At 60.3% G+C, this 22977-nt stretch carries 17 protein-coding genes; 12 read left to right on the top strand and 5 right to left on the bottom strand.

What is annotated here, in order from left to right:
* Positions 1-10 precede the first annotated feature (10 nt).
* The 3 genes from pepN (at position 11) to PSH88_RS16365 (ending at position 7353) form a co-directional block, all read left to right on the top strand.
* The gene (gene pepN / locus PSH88_RS16375; protein ID WP_305421542.1) at positions 11-2668 is read left to right on the top strand and encodes an aminopeptidase N; all 2658 of its coding nucleotides are present in this window, start codon (positions 11-13) and stop codon (positions 2666-2668) included.
* A 1204-nt stretch (positions 2669-3872) separates the two neighbouring features.
* A complete protein-coding gene (locus PSH88_RS16370; protein ID WP_305421541.1) occupies positions 3873-4940 on the top strand; it encodes a WD40/YVTN/BNR-like repeat-containing protein in 1068 nt (355 codons plus the stop codon).
* 28 nt (positions 4941-4968) lie between these two features.
* Positions 4969-7353 carry an efflux RND transporter permease subunit gene (locus tag PSH88_RS16365; protein WP_305421540.1) on the top strand — a complete coding sequence of 795 codons (2385 nt, stop codon included), beginning with the start codon at positions 4969-4971 and terminating at the stop codon, positions 7351-7353.
* Between the two features lie 175 nt (positions 7354-7528).
* Here PSH88_RS16365 and PSH88_RS16360 read toward each other — a convergent pair whose 3' ends face one another.
* Entirely contained in the window at positions 7529-8248 is a 720-nt protein-coding gene (locus PSH88_RS16360) for a FadR/GntR family transcriptional regulator (RefSeq protein WP_305421539.1), read from the bottom strand.
* Between the two features lie 198 nt (positions 8249-8446).
* Positions 8447-10183, bottom strand: coding sequence for an IlvD/Edd family dehydratase (locus PSH88_RS16355; RefSeq protein WP_305421538.1), 1737 nt, complete (start codon positions 10181-10183; stop codon positions 8447-8449).
* Positions 10184-10376: 193 nt separating this feature from the next.
* Here PSH88_RS16355 and PSH88_RS16350 point away from each other — a divergent pair, with 193 nt between their 5' ends.
* From PSH88_RS16350 to PSH88_RS16310, 9 genes are all read left to right on the top strand, one after another.
* Positions 10377-11699 carry an MFS transporter gene (locus tag PSH88_RS16350; protein ID WP_305421537.1) on the top strand — a complete coding sequence of 441 codons (1323 nt, stop codon included), beginning with the start codon at positions 10377-10379 and terminating at the stop codon, positions 11697-11699.
* 159 nt (positions 11700-11858) lie between these two features.
* The gene (araD1, locus tag PSH88_RS16345; RefSeq protein ID WP_305421536.1) at positions 11859-12851 is read left to right on the top strand and encodes an AraD1 family protein; all 993 of its coding nucleotides are present in this window, start codon (positions 11859-11861) and stop codon (positions 12849-12851) included.
* Positions 12852-12861: 10 nt separating this feature from the next.
* Positions 12862-14442, top strand: coding sequence for an aldehyde dehydrogenase (NADP(+)) (locus PSH88_RS16340; protein WP_305421535.1), 1581 nt, complete (start codon positions 12862-12864; stop codon positions 14440-14442).
* A 164-nt stretch (positions 14443-14606) separates the two neighbouring features.
* Positions 14607-14903 (top strand): DUF5629 family protein, encoded by a 297-nt coding sequence (locus PSH88_RS16335; RefSeq protein WP_305421534.1) that lies wholly within the window; start codon positions 14607-14609, stop codon positions 14901-14903.
* Complete coding sequence (locus PSH88_RS16330; RefSeq protein ID WP_305421533.1) at positions 14896-16065, top strand: lactonase family protein; 1170 nt, start codon at positions 14896-14898, stop codon at positions 16063-16065. Before PSH88_RS16335 ends, PSH88_RS16330 begins: the two co-directional genes overlap by 8 nt.
* Before the next feature lie 155 nt (positions 16066-16220).
* Positions 16221-16400 (top strand): hypothetical protein, encoded by a 180-nt coding sequence (locus tag PSH88_RS16325; protein WP_030130499.1) that lies wholly within the window; start codon positions 16221-16223, stop codon positions 16398-16400.
* 206 nt (positions 16401-16606) lie between these two features.
* Positions 16607-16732: a hypothetical protein gene (locus PSH88_RS16320; RefSeq protein ID WP_305421532.1), complete on the top strand. Its 126-nt coding sequence runs from the start codon at positions 16607-16609 to the stop codon at positions 16730-16732.
* Positions 16733-16847: 115 nt separating this feature from the next.
* A complete protein-coding gene (locus tag PSH88_RS16315) occupies positions 16848-17060 on the top strand; it encodes a hypothetical protein (RefSeq protein ID WP_305421531.1) in 213 nt (70 codons plus the stop codon).
* The gene (locus PSH88_RS16310; protein WP_305421530.1) at positions 17057-17314 is read left to right on the top strand and encodes a hypothetical protein; all 258 of its coding nucleotides are present in this window, start codon (positions 17057-17059) and stop codon (positions 17312-17314) included. Before PSH88_RS16315 ends, PSH88_RS16310 begins: the two co-directional genes overlap by 4 nt.
* A gap of 19 nt (positions 17315-17333) precedes the next feature.
* Here the strand turns inward: PSH88_RS16310 and PSH88_RS16305 are convergent, their stop codons facing one another.
* From PSH88_RS16305 to PSH88_RS16295, 3 genes are read right to left on the bottom strand one after another with little or no spacing between them, the layout of a single operon-like run.
* Complete coding sequence (locus PSH88_RS16305) at positions 17334-17930, bottom strand: glutathione S-transferase (protein WP_305421529.1); 597 nt, start codon at positions 17928-17930, stop codon at positions 17334-17336.
* A complete protein-coding gene (locus PSH88_RS16300) occupies positions 17927-21568 on the bottom strand; it encodes an AAA family ATPase (RefSeq protein ID WP_305421528.1) in 3642 nt (1213 codons plus the stop codon). The genes PSH88_RS16305 and PSH88_RS16300 overlap by 4 nt, the downstream gene beginning before the upstream one ends.
* Positions 21565-22809, bottom strand: a complete 1245-nt coding sequence (locus PSH88_RS16295; RefSeq protein ID WP_305421527.1) for an exonuclease SbcCD subunit D C-terminal domain-containing protein — start codon at positions 22807-22809, stop codon at positions 21565-21567. The genes PSH88_RS16300 and PSH88_RS16295 overlap by 4 nt, the downstream gene beginning before the upstream one ends.
* Positions 22810-22977: the final 168 nt, after the last annotated feature.

Genomic DNA, 22977 nt, shown 5'->3' with positions numbered 1-22977 from the left:
GGACTCCAGCATGCGCACCGAACAACCGAAGATGATCTACCTGAAGGACTATCAGGCCCCCGAGTACCTGATCGACGAGACGCACCTGACCTTCGAGTTGTTCGAGGACCACAGCCTGGTCCATGCGCAACTGGTGATGCGCCGCAATCCTGAACGTGGCCCGGGCTTGCCGCCGCTGGTGCTGGACGGCCAGCAACTCGAGCTGCTGTCGGTGACATTGGCCGACCGTGAGCTGAGCGCCGCCGACTACCAGTTGACCGAGAACCACCTGACCCTGCAACCGACCGACACAAGCTTCACGGTCGACACCAGCGTCCGGATCCACCCGGAAACCAACACCGCCCTGGAAGGCCTGTACAAATCCGGCACCATGTTCTGCACCCAGTGTGAAGCCGAAGGTTTCCGCAAGATCACCTATTACCTCGACCGCCCGGACGTGATGAGCACGTTCACCACCACGGTGGTCGCCGAACAGCACAGCTATCCGGTGCTGCTGTCCAACGGCAATCCGATTGCCTCAGGGCCCGGCGAAGACGGCCGGCACTGGGCGACCTGGGAAGACCCATTCAAGAAACCGGCGTACCTGTTCGCGCTGGTGGCCGGTGACCTGTGGTGCGTCGAAGACACCTTCACCACCATGACCGAGCGCTCCGTGGCGCTGCGCATCTACGTCGAGCCGGAAAACATCGACAAGTGCCAACACGCCATGAACAGCCTGAAGAAATCCATGCGCTGGGACGAAGAGGTTTACGGTCGCGAGTACGACCTGGACATCTTCATGATCGTCGCGGTCAACGACTTCAACATGGGCGCCATGGAGAACAAGGGCCTCAACATCTTCAACTCCAGCGCCGTGCTGGCCCGCGCCGAAACCGCGACCGACGCCGCGCACCAGCGGGTCGAGGCGATTGTCGCTCACGAATACTTCCACAACTGGTCGGGCAACCGCGTGACCTGCCGCGACTGGTTCCAGCTGTCGCTGAAAGAAGGCTTCACCGTGTTCCGGGATTCGGAGTTCTCGGCCGACATGAACTCGGCCACGGTCAAGCGCATCCAGGACGTGGCGTACCTGCGCACCCACCAGTTCGCCGAAGACGCCGGCCCGATGGCCCACGCCGTGCGCCCGGACAGCTTCATCGAGATTTCCAACTTCTATACCCTGACCGTGTACGAAAAGGGTTCGGAAGTGGTCGGCATGATCCACACCTTGCTTGGCGCTGACGGTTTCCGCAAAGGCAGCGACCTGTACTTCGAGCGCCATGACGGCCAGGCCGTGACCTGCGATGACTTCATCAAGGCCATGGAAGATGCCAACGGCGTTGACCTGACCCAGTTCAAACGCTGGTACAGCCAGGCCGGCACCCCACGTTTGGTGGTAAGCGAGTCCTACGACGCCGCTGCGAAAACCTACAGCCTGACCTTCCGCCAGAGCTGCCCGGAAACCCCGGACAAGGTTGAGAAGCTGCCGTTCGTGATTCCGGTTGAATTGGGTCTGCTGGACAGCAAGGGCGTCGAAATTGCCCTGCGTCTTGCCGGTGAAGCCAGTGCTCAAGGCACATCGCGGGTTATTTCGGTGACTGAAGCCGAGCAGACCTTCACCTTCATCGACATTGCTGAAAAGCCGCTGCCTTCGTTGCTGCGTGGCTTCTCGGCGCCGGTGAAACTGAGCTTCCCGTACGACCGCGATCAGCTGATGTTCCTGATGCAGCACGACAGCGACGGATTCAACCGCTGGGATGCCGGTCAGCAATTGTCGGTGCAGGTGCTGCAAGAGTTGATCGAACAGCAACAGAAGGGTGAGACGCTGGTGCTGGATCAGCGTTTGGTTTCAGCACTGCGTACCGTGCTGTCCGATGAGACACTGGATCAGGCGATGGTCGCCGAAATGCTCTCGTTGCCGGGCGAGGCGTATCTGACCGAGATCAGTGAAGTGGCTGACGTCGACGCCATTCACACGGCTCGCGAGTTTGCCCGTAAGCAATTGGCTGAAGGTTTGTTCGAGGCCTTGTGGCTGCGTTATCAGGCCAACCGCGATCTGTCGAAGAAAACCCCGTATGTGGCCGAGGCCGAGCATTTCGCCCGCCGCGCGCTGCAAAACATTGCACTGTCTTACCTGATGCTCAGCGGCAAGCCGGAAGTTCTGTCGGCGACCCTTGAGCAGTTCGACACCAGCGACAACATGACCGAGCGTCTGACGGCGTTGGCGGTGCTGGTGAATTCGCCGTTCGAAGAGCAGAAAGCCACGGCATTGGCGACCTTCGCCGAGCACTTCAAGGACAATCCGCTGGTTATGGATCAGTGGTTCAGTGTCCAGGCGGGCAGCACGTTGCCCGGTGGTCTGGAGCGAGTCAAAGCCTTGATGCAACACCCGGCGTTCACCATCAAGAACCCGAACAAGGTGCGGGCGCTGATCGGCGCGTTTGCCGGGCAGAACCTGATCAACTTCCACGCGGCCGACGGTTCCGGGTATCGGTTCCTGGCGGATCTGGTGATCGAGTTGAACGGGTTTAACCCGCAGATCGCCTCTCGGCAGTTGGCTCCGCTGACCCGGTGGCGCAAATACGACGACGCTCGTCAGGCGTTGATGAAAGGTGAGCTGGAGCGGATTCGCGCTTCGGGGCAGCTGTCCAGCGATGTGTTTGAAGTGGTCAGCAAAAGCCTGGCCTGAGTTTGGCCTTGCTCCCGCAGGGTTCACTCGGACCCCTGTGGGAGCGGGCTTGCTCGCGAAGGCGGCCTGATAGCCGACCTGTCTCTTGCAGATGTACACCGATCAAATTGTGGGAGCTGGCTTGCCTGCGATGGCGGCCTGATAGCCGACCGGGATTTTTGATGGTGTACATATCCGTTTCTGCGGTCACGGCCGCTGGCGGTTTCGCTTTTACAGCGAGTCCCTTTTCCAAACGCCGAAAAGGAACCAAAAGGCTTTGCCCCTCCATTCGGTGCCTCGCCTAGGCTCGCCATGCCCTCACTCCGGCATTGCTCCGGGGGCCCGCCGCCATCGGCCATCCATGGCCGGGGGCGGCTACCGCGGCATCCTTGCCGCGGTGCCCCCTGCGCAATACCTGCGTTCGGCCTCTGGGAAAGGGGCAACAGATCAAGATCAAGAGCCAAAGCCAAAGCCAAAGCCAAAGCAACGGCAACGGCAACGGCAACGGCAAGATCAACAGCTTCGCGAGCAGGCTCGCTCCCACAGTTGGACTGGGTATATCCGGGGAAGATTGGTCGGCTGACAGACCGCTATCGCAGGCAAGCCAGCTCCCACAAAAAATCAGAGCACATCCAAAATCAGAGCACATCCACTCTGATTTTCACCACTCAACAGGCCGAGCGTTAGCTCGCCTGCAGCTTTTGATCTTGATCCACCGCCCCCTCGAGAGGCCGAGTGGAGGTTCTGCGCAGTGGGCAACCCGGCATGGATGCCGGGTTAGCCGCCCCCGGCCATGGATGGCCGATGGCGGCGGGCCCACGGAGCAGGACCGGAGCGAGGGCATGCCGAGCCTAAGCGAGGCACCGAACGAAAGGGGCAAAAGCGCTTTGGTTACTTTGGCGCTTTTCCAAAGTGACCCGCTGTAAGAGCGGAACCAATAGCCGCCGTTACCGCAAAAACGGATATGTACACAAAACCCCAAACCCCAATCACCCCACCGAATACCTCCTCATTCACCCACAACCCCTATCCCCTCCAGTTAACAAAACATAACGTGGCGTCGATTGTCAGACCTTTCCAAACCCCGATAGGATAAGCCAGCTTCCGAAGGGGCTCTGGATTGCGGGTTTCAGGACTATGCTTCTGAATAGGGCAATCCCGGTGAGCACCCCTTACGGCGCCCTGAAGGGTTGAACGACCCAACAATAATAATGGGGGAAGGTCTATGAGTGAGCCTGTCATGGGTGTGAGTATTTGCCGCCCGCCGGCGTTACGCAGGTTCGCGTTGCTGGCTACAGCGCTCTCGCTGTTGGGCTGTACCGTGCTGTCGGCGCCTGCGCTGGCCGCTGCCGCGTCGGCCACCGATGTGGTTTATTCCGTTGAATCCGCCAAGGCCAGCAAAGGCCTGATGCTCGATGTCGTACACGCGGGCAAACGCCTGGTGGCGGTCGGTGATCGCGGGCACATTCTGTATTCCGATGACCAGGGCGTGACCTGGACCCAGGCCAAGGTGCCGACCCGGCAACTGCTGACGGCGGTGTTCTTTGTCGATGACAAGCACGGCTGGGCCGTTGGCCATGACGCGCAGATCCTCGCCAGCGAAGACGGCGGCATCACCTGGACCAAACAATTCGAAGACCTGACACGCGAATCGCCGCTGCTCGACGTCTGGTTCAAGGACGTTAACAGCGGCTTTGCCGTGGGCGCTTACGGTGCCTTGCTGGAAACCACCGACGGCGGTAAAAACTGGGAAAACGTCAGCGATCGCCTCGACAACGAAGACCAGTACCACCTCAACGCCATTGCCGCGGTCAAGGATTCCGGCATTTTCATCGTCGGCGAGCAGGGCAGCATGTTCCGCTCCTCCGATGAAGGTCAGACGTGGGAAAGGCTTGAAGGCCCCTACGAAGGCTCGCTGTTCGGCGTGATCGGCACTGCGCAACCGGCCACGCTGCTGGCCTACGGGTTGCGGGGCAATCTTTACCGCTCCACGGATTTCGGCAGCAACTGGGAACAAGTCGAACTCAAGGCTGCACGCGGCGCACTGGAGTTCGGCCTGTCCGGCGCTACATTGCTCGATGACGGCTCCATCGTGATCGTCGGCAACGGCGGCAGCATCATTCGCAGCAGCGACGATGGTGAAACCTTCAGCGTGTTCAACCGCCCGGACCGTATTTCCGTTTCGGCGGTGACTGCGGCAGGTAACGGCAATCTGATCCTGGCCGGGCAGGGTGGCGTTCGCGTCACTTCGCCCACCGGTGCAGAGAATGGAAAAAACGGGTCGTCCAAATGAGCCGGGCAAATAATAAGAAGGCGGGTCTATGACATCCTTAAGCACTCCTCATCAGGACAAGGCGACGTTTCTTGAACGCCTGATCTTCAACAACCGCCCGGCGGTGATCGTCATCTGCCTGCTGGTCAGTATTTTCCTGTTCTGGCAGGCAACGTTGATCCGGCCGTCCACCAGTTTCGAAAAAATGATCCCGCTCGAGCATCCGTTCATTGAAAAAATGATGGAGCACCGCAACGATCTGGCGAACCTGGGCAACACGGTGCGAATTTCCGTGGAAGCCACCGATGGCGACATCTTCTCCAAGGAATACATGGAGACCCTGCGTCAGATCAACGACGAGGTGTTCTACATTTCCGGCGTCGACCGTTCCGGCCTCAAGTCGCTGTGGAGCCCGAGCGTGCGCTGGACTGAGGTGACGGAGGAGGGCTTCGCCGGTGGTGAGGTGATTCCCCAGAGCTATAACGGCTCCCAGCAAAGCCTCGACCTGCTGCGCAACAACGTGCTCAAGTCCGGGCAAGTCGGGCGCCTGGTGGCCAACGACTTCAAGTCGAGCATCGTCGACATCCCGCTGCTGGAGTCCTACCCGGACCCGCAGGATCAAGGCAAGTTGCTGGCGCTGGACTACCGCAAGTTCTCCCATGAACTCGAAGACAAGATCCGCAACAAGTTCGAAGCCCAGAACCCCAACGTGAAGATCCACATTGTCGGGTTCGCCAAGAAAGTCGGCGACCTGATCGATGGGTTGGTCATGGTGGTGATGTTCTTCGGCGTCGCCTTCGTCATTACCCTGATCCTGCTGTACTGGTTCACCCACTGCATGCGCAGCACTGTGGCGGTATTGAGCACGACGCTAGTGGCGGTGGTCTGGCAGTTGGGTTTGATGCACTTCTTCGGCTTCGGGCTTGACCCGTACTCGATGCTGGTGCCGTTCCTGATCTTCGCCATCGGGATTTCCCACGGCGTGCAGAAAATCAACGGTATCGCCTTGCAGTCCAGCGAGGCGGAGAACGCGCTGACAGCAGCACGCCGTACATTCCGCCAGCTGTTCCTGCCGGGAATGATCGCGATCCTCGCGGATGCGGTGGGCTTCATCACGCTGTTGATCATCGACATTGGCGTAATCCGTGAACTGGCCATCGGCGCCTCCATCGGCGTGGCGGTGATCGTGTTCACCAACCTGATCCTGCTGCCGGTGGCGATTTCCTACGTCGGTATCAGCAAACGCGCGGTCGAACGCAGTAAGAAAGACGCACACCGCGAACATCCGTTCTGGCGCCTGCTGTCGAACTTTGCCAGCCCTAAAGTTGCCCCGATTTCCATTGCCCTGGCGCTGATCGCTTTCGGTGGTGGCCTCTGGTACAGCCAGAACCTGAAGATCGGCGACCTCGACCAGGGCGCGCCGGAACTGCGTCCGGACTCGCGTTACAACAAGGACAACAGTTTCATTATCAACAACTACTCCACCAGTTCGGACGTATTGGTGGTGATGGTCAAGACCAAGTCCGAAGGTTGCTCGCGTTATGAGGCCATGGCGCCGATCGACGAGCTGATGTGGAAAATGCAGAACACCGAGGGCGTGCAGTCGGCGATCTCGCTGGTGACCGTGTCCAAGCAGATGATCAAGGGCATGAACGAGGGCAACCTGAAATGGGAAACCCTGTCGCGCAACCCGGACGTGCTGAACAACTCCATCGCCCGGGCTGATGGCCTGTACAACAACAATTGCTCCCTGGCGCCGGTGCTGGTGTTCCTCAACGACCACAAGGCCGAAACCCTGGACCGCGCCGTGCATGCGGTGCAGGACTTCGCCAAAGAGAACAACAAGGAAGGCCTGGAATTCATCCTCGCCGCCGGTAACGCCGGGATCGAGGCGGCCACCAACGAGGTGATCAAACGCTCCGAACTGACCATTCTGATTTTGGTGTACATCTGCGTCGCGACCATGTGCATGATCACCTTCCGCTCCTGGGCGGCGACCTTGTGCATCGTGTTGCCGCTGGTGCTGACCTCGGTACTCGGCAACGCATTGATGGCGTTCATGGGCATCGGCGTGAAAGTGGCAACCTTGCCGGTGGTGGCGCTCGGGGTGGGGATTGGCGTGGACTATGGGATCTATATCTACAGCCGTCTGGAAAGCTTCCTGCGTGCCGGTCTGCCGCTGCAAGAGGCGTACTACCAGACGCTGAAGTCCACCGGTAAAGCTGTGCTGTTCACCGGCCTGTGCCTGGCGATCGGCGTGTGCACCTGGATCTTCTCGGCGATCAAGTTCCAGGCCGACATGGGCCTGATGCTGACCTTCATGCTGCTCTGGAACATGTTCGGCGCGCTGTGGCTGCTGCCAGCGCTGGCGCGGTTCCTGATCAAACCGGAGAAACTGGCAGGGCAGAAGGGCAACTCGCTGTTTGCTCACTGACCGGTCGCTGAAACGAAAAAGCCGCAACCAAGGTTGCGGCTTTTTTTCATCTCAAACTTCACATCAGTCCCTGTGGGAGCGGGCTTGCCCGCGATGGCGGCGGATCATTCAACATCTATATCGACTGACACTCCGTAATCGCGGGCAAGCCCGCTCCCACAGGATTTAGTGGTGGTTATGAGGGATCGGTTCCCAGCACCACATTCAACGCACTGCGCGCATCATCCAGCTGCACCAGCGTCGCATGCCGCGCGCCCAGCGCATCACGATTCTCGATAGCGGTCAGGATCGCCTTGTGCCGTGGCATCGCCAGTTCATGCAGATTCGGTCGTTGGTTGGAATGCTTCAACGCTTCGGCAATCGCCACCGACAGCATGTTGCACAGGTTCGCCAGCAAGTCGTTATGCGTCGCGTCGGCAATGCGGCTGTGGAAATCCAGGTCCGGTTGCAACAACGCTTCCGGGGTCGGTGCCGCTTCCATGCGTTGGTAGGCTTCACTGATGGAGGCAATGTCTTCATCAGTGGCGAACTGCGCGGCCAACGCGGCAGCGGCCGGTTCGATGATGCTGCGCACGCTGGTCAGCAGATCAAAGAATTCATTTTGCGGGCTGCTTTGCATCAGCCAGTGCAGCACATCCGGGTCGAGCATGTGCCATTCCTTGCGCTGCTTGACCACCGTGCCGACCCGCGGGCGGGAATACACCAGGCCCTTGGCGACCAATACGCGAGTGGCTTCGCGCAGGACCGGCCGGCTGACCGCGTATTCCTCGCACAGCAGGGCTTCGGCGGGCAGTTTGTCGTCCGGTTTGAACCGTCCCGAAACGATCTGCATGCCCAGTTCCTGGACGATGCGCGAGTGCATGCTTTTGCGGTCGGAGGGTTTGCGGTAATCCATGGGGAACGGCGCGATCCTGTGCGATGGGGTGCCGCGCATGATAGCAGGCGCGGCGATTGATGGTCGCTAGCGCGAGATTCTGATACAGACGCAGATCCCTGTGGGAGCGGGCCCGCGATGGGGCCATCACATTCAACATTGATGGCGACTGATCCACCGCTATCGCGGGCAAGCCCGCTCCCACAGGGATTGTGGTGATTAGTGAGAATGGCGCGGCACCTCGGCCCCTCGGCAACCAACCAGGAAGTCAAAGTCGCAACCCTGATCCGCCTGCAGCACATGGTCGATGTACAGCTGACGATAGCCTCCCACCAATAACTGCTGCGGCGGTTGCAGATCCGCCATGCGCGCCGCCAGCTCTGTATCCGGAATGTCCAGGTGCAAACGCCCGTTGGCACAATCAAGCTCGATCCAGTCGCCTTCCTTCACTGTCGCCAAAGGCCCGCCGGCCGCAGCTTCCGGAGCAACGTGCAGAACAACAGTGCCGTAAGCAGTGCCACTCATGCGTGCGTCGGAAATCCGCACCATGTCGGTCACGCCCTGGGCCAGCAGCTTGGCCGGCAAACCCATGTTGCCGACTTCGGCCATGCCCGGATAACCCTTCGGTCCGCAGTTTTTCATCACCAGAATCGAATTGGCATCCACGTCCAGTTCTGGATCGTTGATCCGCGCCTTGTACATGTCGAAGTTCTCGAACACCACCGCACGGCCACGGTGCTGCATCAATTCGGCACTCGCGGCGGAGGGCTTGAGCACCGCACCCAATGGCGCCAGATTGCCGCGCAATACACAGATGCCGCCGTCGGCGCGGATCGGGTTGTCGAGGGTGCGGATCACTTCGTCCTGGCCGTAAATCGGTGCGTCCTTGGTGTTTTCGCCGATGGTTTTGCCGTTGACGGTGAGGGCGTTCGGATTGGGAATCAGGTTGGCTTCGCCGAGGCGACGCAGCACCGCGGGCAAGCCACCGGCGTAGTAGAACTCTTCCATCAGGAAGCGCCCGGAGGGTTGCAGATCGACGATGGTCGGCATGCCGCGACCGATGCGGGTCCAGTCATCCAGGTCCAGTTCGACACCAATGCGCCCGGCGATGGCTTTCAAATGGATCACCGCGTTGGTCGAACCGCCAATGGCGGCGTTTACCCGGATGGCGTTTTCGAAGGCTTCCTTGGTGAGGATCTTCGACAGCTTCAAGTCTTCGCGCACCATCTCCACCGCACGCATGCCGGACATGTGCGCCAACACATAACGGCGCGCATCGACCGCCGGTATCGCTGCGTTATGGGGCAGGGAAGTGCCGAGCGCTTCGGCCATGCAGGCCATGGTCGAGGCCGTGCCCATGGTGTTGCAGGTGCCGGCCGAGCGCGACATGCCGCCCTCGGCCGCGAGGAAATCATCGATGGTGATAGTGCCAGCCTTGACCTGTTCGCTGAGCTGCCAAACCACCGTGCCCGAGCCGATGTCCTGGCCTTTGTGCTTGCCGTTGAGCATCGGCCCACCGGTGACGACGATCGCCGGCACGTCGCAACTGGCCGCGCCCATCAGCAGCGCCGGAGTGGTTTTGTCGCAGCCAGTGAGCAGCACCACGCCATCGATCGGGTTACCGCGAATCGCTTCCTCGACGTCCATGCTCGCCAGGTTGCGGGTGAGCATCGCGGTGGGGCGCAGGTTTGATTCGCCGTTGGAGAACACCGGGAATTCCACTGGAAAGCCCCCGGCTTCGATCACCCCGCGTTTGACGTGTTCCGCGATCTGGCGGAAATGCGCGTTGCACGGGGTCAGTTCCGACCAGGTGTTGCAGATGCCGATGATCGGCTTGCCGTGGAACTGATGGTCGGCGATGCCCTGATTCTTCATCCAGCTGCGGTACATGAAGCCGTTCTTGTCGGCGGTGCCAAACCATTGGGCGGAGCGCAGGGTGGGTTTCTTATCAGACATGATCGGTTCTCTTATTGTATGACTATATTGTTCGAGCTACGGCGTAACATAAGCGCAATTTCGTCTGTTTGGAAGTGTTGTTGGTTAAATAGTATTACTATATAGTCGTTTTCAACGGAGGGATGGCCCTGGCAGTTTTCGGCGAGAGGCGGCCCCCGAGGTTCTATAACAACAACAATCGGAGACCGAACTCATGAGCCAGGAACTGCGGCTTATTCGTCGCATCACGCTGAAACTGATTCCCTTCCTGATCCTGCTGTACCTGATCGCCTATGTGGATCGCTCCGCGGTAGGTTTCGCCAAGCTGCACATGGGCGCCGACATTGGCCTGGGTGACGCGGCTTACGGCCTTGGCGCCGGGTTGTTCTTCATTGGCTATTTCCTGCTGGAAATCCCCAGCAACCTGATGCTCGACCGCTTCGGCGCCCGGCGCTGGTTCGCGCGGATCATGGTCACCTGGGGTGCCATCACCATCGGCATGGCGTTCGTCCAGGGACCGAACAGCTTCTATGTGATGCGCTTTCTGCTCGGCGCGGCCGAAGCCGGGTTCTTCCCGGGCGTTTTGTACTACATCACCCAATGGTTCCCGATCCGCCATCGCGGCAAGATCCTCGGGTTGTTCATCCTTTCCCAACCCATCGCAATGATGATCACCGGCCCGGTGTCCGGCGGCTTGCTGGGCATGGACGGGATTCTTGGGCTGCACGGCTGGCAGTGGCTGTTCATCGTCATCGGCATGCCGGCAATCCTGCTGACCTGGCCGGTGCTGCGTTACTTGCCGGACGGCCCGCAACAGGTGAAATGGATGGACCAGGCCGAGAAAGACTGGCTGACCGGCGAGCTGAAAAAGGACCTGGAGGTGTACGGCCAGACTCGCCATGGCAATCCGCTGCATGCGCTGAAGGACAAACGCGTGTTGTTGCTGGCGCTGTTCTATCTGCCGGTGACCCTGAGCATCTACGGTCTCGGTTTGTGGTTGCCGACGTTGATCAAGCAGTTCGGTGGCACTGACGTGGTGACCGGTTTCGTGTCGTCGGTGCCGTACATCTTCGGGATCATCGGTTTGCTGATTATTCCGCGCAGCTCAGATCGCTTGAATGATCGCTACGGTCATTTGGCGGTGCTGTATGTGTTGGGCGCCATCGGTCTGTTCCTCAGCGCCTGGCTGACAGTGCCGGTGTTGCAATTAGCGGCGCTGTGCCTGGTGGCGTTTGCGCTGTTTTCCTGCACCGCGGTGTTCTGGACCTTGCCGGGTCGCTTCTTCGCCGGCGCCAGTGCGGCGGCGGGCATTGCCTTGATCAACTCGGTGGGCAACCTCGGCGGCTACATCGGTCCGTTCGTGATCGGCGCGCTGAAGGAATACACCGGCAATCTGGCGTCGGGGCTGTACTTCCTGTCCTGCGTGATGGTGTTCGGCCTGATCCTGACGGGTGTGGTTTATCGCCTGCTGGAGCGCAAGCATGTGTTGCCGGCCGAGCAGTTCGCCGCCAGCGCCCGGGGCGCTACCCGTACCTGATACGAAATAGGCCAGCACCACCGACCCTGTGGGAGCGGGCTTGCCCGCGATAGCAATCTGCCTGGCACATCAATGGTGAATGTGCCGCCGTCATCGCGGGCAAGCCCGCTCCCACAGGGTTTTTCGGTGTTTTGAAGAATTGTTTTACAGGAGAAAATCATGCGTTTAGTTCAGTTCGAATTGAGTAACGGCGAACGCCGTGTCGGCGTGGTCGAGCAGGGCCTGGTGCGCGAAGTGCAGGATGCGCGCTCGGTGCGGGATCTGGCGCTGGCGGCAATCGAAGCGGGCGTCAATCTTGAGCGGCAGGTTCAAACCTTGGGTCTGGGCATCAGCCATGACTATTCAGCGCTGCTGGCCAATCTGCAAATCCTGCCGCCGCTGGATCACCCGGACCCGGCGCACATGCTGGTCAGCGGCACCGGCCTGACCCATCTGGGCAGCGCGTCGGCCCGGGACAAAATGCATCAGCAGTTCGGCGACGAAACCGCCATGACCGACACCATGCGCATCTTCAAGTGGGGCGTGGAGGGCGGTAAACCCGCGACCGGCCGGGCCGGCGTGCAACCAGAATGGTTCTACAAGGGCGACGGCAGCATCGTCGTGCGACCGGGCAAGCCGTTCCCGCTGCCGCCGTTTGCCGAAGATGCCGGGGAGGAGCCTGAGCTCAGCGGCCTCTATGTGATCGGCCACGACGGCAAACCGTATCGCCTCGGTTTCGCGGTGGGCAACGAGTTCTCCGATCATGTGATGGAGCGCAAGAATTACCTCTACCTGGCCCATTCGAAATTGCGCAGTTGCAGCTATGGCCCGGAGCTTCGGGTCGGCGAATTGCCTCAGCATCTGGCCGGTACCAGCCGCATCCTGCGTGACGGTGAGGTGCTCTGGCAGAACGAGTTCCTCAGTGGCGAAGCGAACATGTGCCACAGCCTGGAAAACCTCGAGTATCACCATTTCAAATACAGCCAGTTTCTGCGCCCCGGCGATGTGCACATTCACTTCTTCGGCACCGCGACCCTGTCTTTCGCTGACGGCATCCGCACCCAACCGGGTGATGTGTTCGAGATCAGCCAGGCCGAGTTCGGTGCGCCTTTGATCAACGGCATTGAGCCCGTTGAAGCGGCGTTCGAACCCGGCACCGTCGGCACACTTTAAGGAGACACCCATGACCCGGATTCTTGGTCACAACTACATTGGCGGACAGCGCAGCGCTACCGGTATCGTCAAACTCCAGAGCGTCGACGCCAGCACTGGCGAGGCTTTGCCTCACGATTTCTACCAGGCCACCCTTGAAGAAGTCGATGCCGCCGCGAAGGCCGCCGCCGCTGCTTACCCGGCCTATCGCAGCCTGAGCGCCGAACGACGTGCACAATTCCTCGATGCGATTGCCGATGAACTGGACGCGTTGGGCGATGACTTTGTCGCCGTGGTCTGCCGCGAAACCGCGTTGCCGGCCGGCCGTATTCAGGGTGAGCGTGGTCGCACCAGCGGCCAGATGCGTCTGTTCGCCAAGGTGCTGCGGCGCGGTGATTTCTATGGGGCGCGGATTGATCGCGCGCTGCCTGAACGTACGCCATTGCCACGTCCGGACCTGCGTCAGTACCGCATCGGTCTCGGGCCGGTCGCGGTGTTTGGTGCGAGTAACTTTCCGCTGGCATTCTCTACCGCAGGCGGTGACACCGCTTCGGCATTGGCCGCCGGTTGCCCGGTGGTGTTCAAGGCGCACAGTGGCCACATGGCAACCGCTGAATGGGTGGCCGACGCCGTGATCCGCGCTGCTGAGAAAACCGCCATGCCCGCCGGTGTGTTCAACATGATCTACGGCGGCGGGGTCGGTGAAGCGCTGGTCAAGCACCCGGCGATTCAGGCGGTCGGTTTTACCGGCTCACTGAAAGGTGGTCGGGCGCTGTGCGACATGGCCGCGGCACGTGCGCAGCCGATTCCGGTGTTTGCCGAGATGTCGAGCATCAACCCGGTGATCATGCTGCCTCGAGCGTTGGAAGCTCGGGCTGAAAGTGTCGCCCGTGACCTCACAGCTTCGGTTGTGCAGGGTTGTGGGCAGTTCTGTACCAATCCGGGGTTGGTGATCGGCATTCGTTCGCCGCAGTTCAGCGCCTTCGTGCAGCAGGTGGCGGGGCTGATTGGCGATCAGCCGGCGCAAACCATGCTCAATGCCGGTACGTTGAGTAGCTATGGCAAGGGCCTGCAAAAGCTGCTCGCGCATCCGAAAATCGAGCATTTGGCCGGCAGCCCGCAACAAGGCAATCAGGCGCAGCCGCAACTGTTCAAGGCCGATGTGAGCCTGTTGCTCGATGGCGATGAAGTGCTGCAAGAGGAAGTGTTCGGCCCGACCACGGTGTTCGTCGAAGTGGCGGATCAGGCGCAACTCAATGCCGCGTTGAACGGCCTGCATGGGCAACTGACGGCCACGATCATTGGTGAGCCGGCGGACTTCGAACAGTTCGGTGAGCTGACGGCATTGCTGGAGCAGAAGGTTGGGCGGATCCTGCTCAACGGCTATCCGACTGGCGTGGAAGTGTGCGAGTCGATGGTTCATGGCGGGCCGTATCCGGCGACTTCCGATGCGCGAGGCACGTCGGTGGGCACCTTGGCCATCGACCGTTTCCTGCGCCCGGTCTGCTTCCAGAACTACCCCGACAGCCTGCTGCCGGAAGCGCTGAAGAATGGCAATCCGCTGCGCATCCAGCGCCTGGTCGATGGCAAGCCATCGCGTGATGCTCTCTGACGGCTGATCACAATCCCTGTGGGAGCGGGCTTGCCCGCGATGACGGCGGCACATTCACCATTGATGTGCCAGACAGGTCGCTATCGCGGGCAAGCCCGCTCCCACAGGGTTCTGCTGCAACAATGAGCTATCATTGCCACTTTCCCATTCAAAGATTGACTGCCATGACTGCCGTAAACGACACCTTGATCAACGCCCTCGAACACTGCGACATGCTGGAGATCGACGGGCTGCACGCATTCGATTTCTCCCTCGATGAAGACGATAACCTGCACATCGAATGCATGGACGGTCGGGCGCTCAAGCGCTGGGAGTTCAGCATGGCGCAGATCGCGGCGGCGACGTTTGATCCCGACTTGAAGAGCTGGATCATCACCGGCGATTCCGGCGAGCACCGGCTGGTGCCCATGGAAGCATTCGGCGGTCAGGACGACGAGGACGAAACGAATGAGGATGCGTAACCTCTGGCCACTGTTGATGGCCGGCAGTGTCGGCGCGATGGGCGTGCAAGCGGCCCCGGTCGACAGTTACGAATTGCTGGTGGGCTCGTACACCGCCGGCCAGAGCCAGGGTATTTATCGCCTGAGTTTCGACAGCCGCACTGGGCAGATCGACGCCAAACCCCTGCAAGTGGTGAAGAGCGCCAACCCGTCCTGGCTGACCGTGTCCAGGGATCAACAGCGCCTGTTCGCGGTCAACGAAAACGGTCCGGGCCAGGCCGATCCGGTAGGGCGTGTCAGCAGCTATGCGATCGACCCCAAGACCCATGAGTTGAGCCTGATCAGTCAGGTGCAAACCCTGGGCAACGAGCCGACGCATTCGAGCGTCAGCGGCGACGCCAGTCATGTGTTTGTCAGCAACTACTCGGTGGCCGAAGACCCGGGCGGCACCTTGGCGGTGTTACCGGTGGGCACCGATGGCAAGCTCAAACCCGTCGTGCAGATGAGCAGTCATCCGTCCAGCCGGGTCAATCCTGAGCGGCAGAAGTCGGCGCACGTGCATTCGGTGGTTTCATCGCCGGATGGCCAATATGTGTTTTCCAACGACTTGGGAGCGGACAAGATTTTCGTCTATCGCTTCGATCCCAAGGCCAATCCGGAACTGCCATTGACCGCCGCCAAGCCCGCGTCCGTTCAGTTACCACCCGGCAGCGGCCCGCGACACTTGCTGTTCAGCGCCGATGGTAAACACGCCTGGCTGACCATGGAAATGAGCGCGCAGGTCGCGGTGTTCGATTACCGGGACGGCAAGCTTGAGCAAACGCAGTTGGTCGATCTGGCGGCGGGTCTGCCCACATCGGGCAAGGCTGCGGCTGCGCTTCACGCCTCAGCCGACGGCAAGTTCCTTTACGTCAGCAACCGTGGCACCACCAATCAGTTGCTGGTGTTCGCCATCGACCCGGCGACGGGCCACCTCAAGGAGCTTCAGCGTCGCTCGGTGGACGGTGATCACCCGCGCGAGTTCAGTCTCGACCCGAGTGGCAAGTTCGTGCTGATTGCCAACCAGAAGAGCAACCAGATTGTCGTCGTCGAGCGCGATGCCAAGACCGGTCTGTTGGGTAAAACCGTGCAGAAACTGCCGATGGATGCCCCCAGCGATCTCAAGTTCCTGGTGCGTCAATAGACCGCAGGCCCCGGTTGATGGGGCCTGCAACCTTCTATTAATGAGACTGATATCGGCTAATGCTACAAAGCATTTCAAGGCGCCGAGCCTCGGGAGTTAAGTTTGCTTCACGGCCCTACCGGGCAAGCAAGCCAACTGAATCGAGGAATACCGCCATGAACTTCAATCTCTTCTCTGTTATCGCCGCTTCCGCTATCTCTGCCACTGTTGCACTGCCCGCCAACGCCAACGTTGAAATCAGTGACAAAAAATCCCACACCCAAAGCTACACCCAGAAATACCTGCAACAGAGCGCCAACTTCTACGCCGCGCTGGATCACAAAATCCAACACTGAAATGTAAGCCTGCACCCTTTATGCAGGAGCGAAGTCACTTGCCGATCGAGCTGTAAGGCATCGAAAAGCCCCAAAGTGATGTCGCTCCTGCATAACGCGTTTACGACAGCATCATATTGCTATCAATGTATTGCTTGATATCACATGGCCATGAGTTTAAATTTGACGCTGATTTTTTGACTCCTTCCCCAATAAGGATCGACAGCATGGCGATGCGTCTGGCAGTGGTTCTCCTGTTTCTCTATTCCACCCCGATTCTGTCGGCCGCCGAGCCCGTTCCCAACGAGCTGGAAGCGGCCCGTGAGCGCTTGATGAGCTTTATCGAGGACTGAAACACGCTGGGTTCTAGATCAATAAAACTGATAGTTACTATGCATAAAGCTCGCTAGTTATCTTCTGTTTTTTGATCGATTCTGTGAGCACTGAAACATGCCCACGGAGAACACCATGGCCAGCGCAATCATCACTTCTGCCAAATACGGCGCCTACCTGGCCATCGGTCTTTACGTGGCCATGGTGTTGGTCGTCAGCCTTTCGGCTCAATCGCAACAAAGCCTTCAAGCACCGATTCAGGTCGCTTATCCCGCCATTCAATTCGAACACCGCGCGCAAAACGGAATGGTCGATCACGCTGATGTGGCGGGAGTGGTGGGGGCATGAAAGGGCACAAACTCTGGGTCATCGCCTTCCTGGCATTCATGACCAATGGCGCTTCGTTGTTGGGGATCGGGCAGGGCTCGGCGGGGTCGGTGGCACGAGCCATCGAATGCAACCACAACATCGCTCACAACATTCAGACGGCCAAGGCCTTGGGGTTGCTGGTGGGCAATCCGCCGATCAAATCCAATGGCGAATTCTTTGGGCCGTTCCAGGTGGATTGCTCGGCGTTGGGGATGTGCTCGGTATTGGCATGAATCGCCGTAGGGGGCGCGGTTATTTCTTCATTATTGATGTGAACAGGTCTGACTCGATGAAGCGCTGCAACCACGCCTGCAATCGCACATAAGGCGTCTGCCCGAACCACTCGCGATCCACGTGGGCGAATTGCCGCACGAACGGCATCACGGCGACATCCGCCAGGCTCGGGTGCCCGGCCAGAAAGTAGTCACGCCCCTCCAGCAATTCATCCAGTTTGCGCAAGAATATCTCGCCCTCTGACCGGTAAAACGCCATCGGCTGCTCGGGATAACGCTCGGCATACTTGTAGCGATTCAGGTGCACCTTGAACACTTGATCGTTCTCATCGATCAGCGCGGCGCTGCATTGCTGTCCCTGAGGATCATCCTTGAGCAACCAATCCTGCGGATCGTTCTGCGCCAGCGCCCAGCGCATGATTTCCAGGCTCTCATCGATCACCCGCCCATCCACACTCAGCACCGGCACCGTGCCTTTGCTCGACAGTGCGAGCATTTCGGCCGGTTTAGCCTTGAGGCTGACCTCGACGATCTGCACCGCAACCCCCGAATAGCGCAGCGCCATGCGGGCGCGCATGGCGTAGGGGCAGCGGCGGAACGAATACAGCGTATTCATTTCACCTCCAGCGTACTCAGACCGTTGCCTTGGCGGTGGACCTGAATCTGTACCGGAATCCGCTCATGCATTTCCTGCACGTGGGAAATCACCGCGACCTTGCGGCCCTGCGCTTGCAAACCATCGAGGGCGTCCATGGCCAGTTGCAGGGATTCCGGATCAAGGCTGCCAAAGCCTTCGTCGATGAACAGCGATTCAATTTTCAACGTGCTCGACGCCATCGACGCCAAACCGAGCGCCAGGGCCAGCGACACCAGGAACGTCTCGCCACCGGACAGCGAATGCACCGAGCGCAGTTCATCGCCCATCTCGGTGTCCATCACCAATAACCCGAGCATGCTACCGCCACGTTTCAACCGATAGCGCCGCACCAGTTGCCGCAACTGGACGTTGGCGTGATGCACCAACAGGTCGAGGTTGTAGGCCTGGGCGATTTTGCGGAAGGTGTCGCCGGTGGCCGAACCGATCAGCGCATTCAGGCGTGCCCAGCGCTGGTACTCGGTGTAGGCGTCGGCGATCTGCTGCGCCAGCGCCTGATTGGCATTCTGTCGACGCTGATCCTCGGCCTGCTCTGCGCGCAATTCGGCGCAACGATGTTCGCTGGCGACGAACAGGTTTTGCAGCTCGGCGAGCGCCGTGGCCAGTTGTTCGGCGTCGAGATTGCCGTTGTGCTGCGCCTGATGATCGAGCAAGCGTTGATCTCGCTCTTGCAGCAGCACCTTGGCTTGCTCGATGGCTTTTTCGCTCTGCTGCAATCGTTGACGCAGTTCGCTGACCTGCTGGTCGTCGACGCTCAGCAAATCTTCCAGTCCGCCGTCGTCGAGCTCTGGATGCTGCGCGCGCCAGTCGGCGATCTTGCCGCTCAACTCACGGTCTTCAGTTTCCAGGGCCTGCGAACGTTCCTGCTGCGCCTTGAGTTCCGCGGCCAGTTGCACCAACCGCGTGTGCACGGTTTGCAATTGCTGATTGGCCGTCGCTTCGGCAGCGCGCGCCTGCTCGACGGCCTGATCCAGTTGCTGCTGCCACTGTTCGGCGCTGGCATGTTCGCCCAGCAGTTGAGTCAGTTTTTCCTGGCAAGCCTGTTGCTGCCCGGCCAGCGCGGTGAACTGCTGTTGCGCGGCGTCCAACTGCTGGGTGCGGATCTGCTGTTGGTACTGTTCTTTCTCCAGCGTCTGCTGACGTTGTTGCTGTTCGCCGAGTTCTTCGCGCTGCTGGTCGAGTTGTTGCAGGCGCTGGGCGATCTGCCGGTCGAGTTGCATGAAGGTCGCGGCGGGTTCGTTGCGCAAGGCCTCCAGCGTGTCGGCCGGGAGCAGGGTGCTGAACGCCGTCAGTTCTTCGTCCAGACGTTGACGATCGCTGCTTAACTCGCGTTGCTGGTTGATCAGGTGTTGTGTCGCTTGCTGATTCGCGGCTTCGGCGCTGCGCAGTTGTTGCGCCAGGCGTGCGGCATCCTGTTGCAGGGTGAGCAGGGCGGTTTGCCGTTGTTCATCCTGGGTGATGCTCTGGTTCAACTGGCTGCTTTGTTGCGTTAGCCAGGCGTCGCGTTTGCTTGCGTCCTGGGCCAATAGCTGAGCGGACAGTGGGTGCGCTTCCAGGCTTGGTGTCAGGCCTTGTTGCTGAGTCGCGAGCTGTTCTTGCTGTTGCAGCAATTCCTTCTGCTGAGCAATCAAGCCGCCGACTTCGGCGCGCAGATCGGTGAGTTTTTCCTTGAGCAGGTCGACGGCTTTCTGAGCGTTGGCCTGTTCGCTTTCATCATGCCGGCCGAGGCTTTGCAGCAGGGCTTCGGGCTGATGATAAGGATGGTCCGGGCTGCCACAAACCGGGCACGGCTGATCGTCCTGCAACTGCGCGCGCAGTTCTTCGACGCTGGCACTGCGCGCCAAACGCTGGCGTTCCAGCAGTTCGCGGGTGACGGTTAGGGTCTGTTCGGCGACGGCCAGCTCGGCCTTGGTCTGCACACCGGCCTGGGTCAGACGATCGCGGTCTTGCTGAGCGGCGAGTTGCCGCTGCTGAAGCTCGGCGCCGCGTTTGTCCAGTTCCTGCTGGCTGGCCCACAGTCGCGTCAACTCTTCAAAGGCCCGCAGTTGCTTGCGGTTGTCCTGCAGCAGACTGCCGAGAATCTGAATCTGCTCGGCCACCGCTTCAGGCTCGGCGCCGGCCTCTTTGTACAGCACTTCAAGGCTCTGGCGCTGGGTGGCCAGTTCCTCAGCAGCGCGGGCGGCGCTTTGCTCCAAAGCGGCCAGTTCAGCCTGGCCCTTGTTCAGGCGATTACCGATCAGCATCAATTGTTGCAGACGATCGCGGTAGGCGTTCCAGGCATCGCTCAACGGCGCCAGATGGGTGCTTTGCTCAAGCTCACCGGCAATCTGCTGCAACCGTTCGGCGACCTGTTTCTGTTGGTCGAGCAAACCCTGAATCGTCCCCTGGCCCTGAGTGCAGGCCTGTTCCGCCTGCAGCTTGAGATCGGCACTGAGGCTGGCGTCCTTGACCAGGCGGGCGAGGGTGCTTTGCTCTTCGAAGGCCTGACGCAGCAGGGGCGCGCTGGAACTGTGTTGGCTTTGCGCGTGGGTCAGCGCCGTTTGCGCAGCGCTTAGGCTCTGTTCGAGTTGAGTCTGTCGCTCGGTCAGCTCGCTTTGCTGTTGCGTGTGTTGCTGAATCTGCGCCGCCAGCGGCGTGAGCTGGGCGGTGAGTTCGGTCTTGCGCGCGAACTGATGCCGTTGCGGCGCCAGTTGCTCCAGGCGGGTCAGCTTCAAGCGCTCGCCGGCGAGGCTGTTCCAGTGTTGTTGGGCGCAGTGCAGTTGCTCGGTGGCGCTCTGTTGTGCGTCCTGCAACTGGCGCAGGTCCTTGAGCCAGGTGTGTTGCAACTCCAACTGTTTGAGCTGCGCCTGCTGGGTCTTGAGTTGCTGCTGAGCGTCGTTGAAGCGCTCATCCAGCTCGGCCCGGGCTTCCGGCGACAGCGGCGTGACCCCGGTGGCCTGATCCTGCAGTAACTTATGGGCTTCGCGAGCTTCTTTGGTCTTGTCGAAGGCGCGGCGACCGAGACGGGTATAGAGCGCCGTGTCGGTGAGCTTTTCCAGCAGTTCGCTGCGGTCATTGTCGTCAGCCTTGAGGAAGGCGCTGAACTCGCTCTGGGCGAGCATTACGGCGCGGGTGAATTGTTCGAAGTTCAGGCCCAGCGCGGCTTCGAGCTGTGCTTTGTATTCGCCTTTCTGGCTGGCCAGCAGCTGATCCTGATCGATGTCGCGCAGGCTCTGACGGCTGGCTTGCAGCTTGCCACCAGCCTTTTCCCGAGCGCGATTGGCCTCCCAGCGAGCGCGATAACGGCGACCGTCGATGCCGACGAAATCCACTTCTGCATACCCTTCGCCGGTGCCACGCCGCAGCAGTGTGCGCGGGTCGCCAGTGCCGATTTCGCCATCGGCGTCCGGGACCTTGGCGTCGCGGCCGGTGTTGTTCAGCCGCGGCACGGCGCCGAACAGCGCCAGGCACAGGGCGTCGAGAAGCGTGCTTTTGCCGGCACCGGTCGGCCCGGTAATCGCGAACAGACCGGCACTGGCCAAGGGTTCAGCGGTGAAGTCGATCTCAAAAGGCCCGGCCAGGGAGGCGAGGTTTTTCAGGCGGATCGCGAGAATTTTCATGGTTGTTCGCTCTCCATCTGCACGTCCTGCAGCAGCTCGGCGAAGTCCTTGAGCGTTTGCTCGTCGACCTCGCTGCCGTAGTTGTCCTGCCACGCGCGGCTGAACAGCTCCTGCGGCGTCAGTTGATCCAGTTCGATCAAAGTTGTGCCGTCATCGACGCCCTCGTGGCTGCCATTGCCAGCGTACTCGGCAGCGATCCGCACCAGCCGCACGGCTTTGCCTTGCAGCGCTGTTTCCACTTGATGGCGCAGGTCCGGTTGCGGTTCGTCGAGACGGACCCGCACTTCCAGCCACGGCTGACGCTGGATATCGGCGAGCAGGTCAATGTTGGGCAGGTCGGCCAGTTGCAGCAGAATCTCCGCCAACAGTGCGGAGCCGAGGCGTTGCAAGTGGACGGAGCGCGGAATCAGGCGCGGTTCGACGCTGACCAATGTTTCGCCATCGAGTTGAATGTCGAGGATCTGATGTTGGTAATTGATCTCGGAGAACGACAACGGAATCGGCGAGCCGCAGTAGCGAATGCGCTCTTCACCGTTGACCTTCTGCGGCTTGTGCAAATGCCCGAGGGCGACATAGCTGATGCTCGGCCCGAACAGGCTGGCGGGCAGGGCTTCGGCGTTACCAATGATCAGGCTGCGCTCGGAATCTTCCGAGACCGAACCGCCAGCCATGTGCGCGTGGCTAATGGCAATCAGCGCCTGCCCCGGCTTGCGCTTGATGTTTGCTGCTTCGATCAGCCATTCATGAACCTGGCCGATGCCGCGCAAATAGTTATCGCCCAAATGCGCGCCGGTCACTTCGGCGGGGCGCAGGAACGGCAGCGCCAGGCACCAGGCAGCAATTTCGCCGCTGGCATCTGGCAACGGCAGCAACAGGCGTTCGGCATCCAGTTGACCGTCATCGAGCCACAGCACGCGACCGAGGGCGTGAGTGCGCAACCGTCGCATCAACGGCGCCGGCAGTTCAATCCGCGAACCGGAATCGTGGTTGCCGGCGATCATCACGATGGTCAGCAATGGCTGCTGTTCATGGGCGCTGACGATGAAATCGTAGAGGCGTTCCTGGGCTTTGACCGGCGGGTTGACCGTGTCAAAGATATCGCCGGCTATCAGCAGTACATCGGGCTGATCCAGCTTCAGCTGACGCAGCAGCCAATCGAGAAAGCAGGCGTGCTCGAAATCGCGCTCCTGGCCGTGCAGGTTCTGCCCAAGGTGCCAGTCGGAGGTGTGAAACAGACGCAAGGCGTACTCCGTAGGAAATAAGGTAATGGCCGCGGGGAAAATGGTGGCGGCTAAAGAGGGGAGAGTTTACTGGCAAACACATGGGATGGCGCGATGGATCTGATCGAACCGAAGACCTGTGGCGAGGGAGCTTGCTCCCGTTCGGCTGCGCAGCAGGCGCAAAATGGC

This window comes from Pseudomonas wuhanensis (genome assembly GCF_030687395.1).
Lineage (GTDB): Bacteria > Pseudomonadota > Gammaproteobacteria > Pseudomonadales > Pseudomonadaceae > Aquipseudomonas > Aquipseudomonas wuhanensis.
The sequence above is the reverse complement of the archived record's forward strand: the minus strand, read 5'-3'. Positions and strand labels throughout refer to the sequence as shown.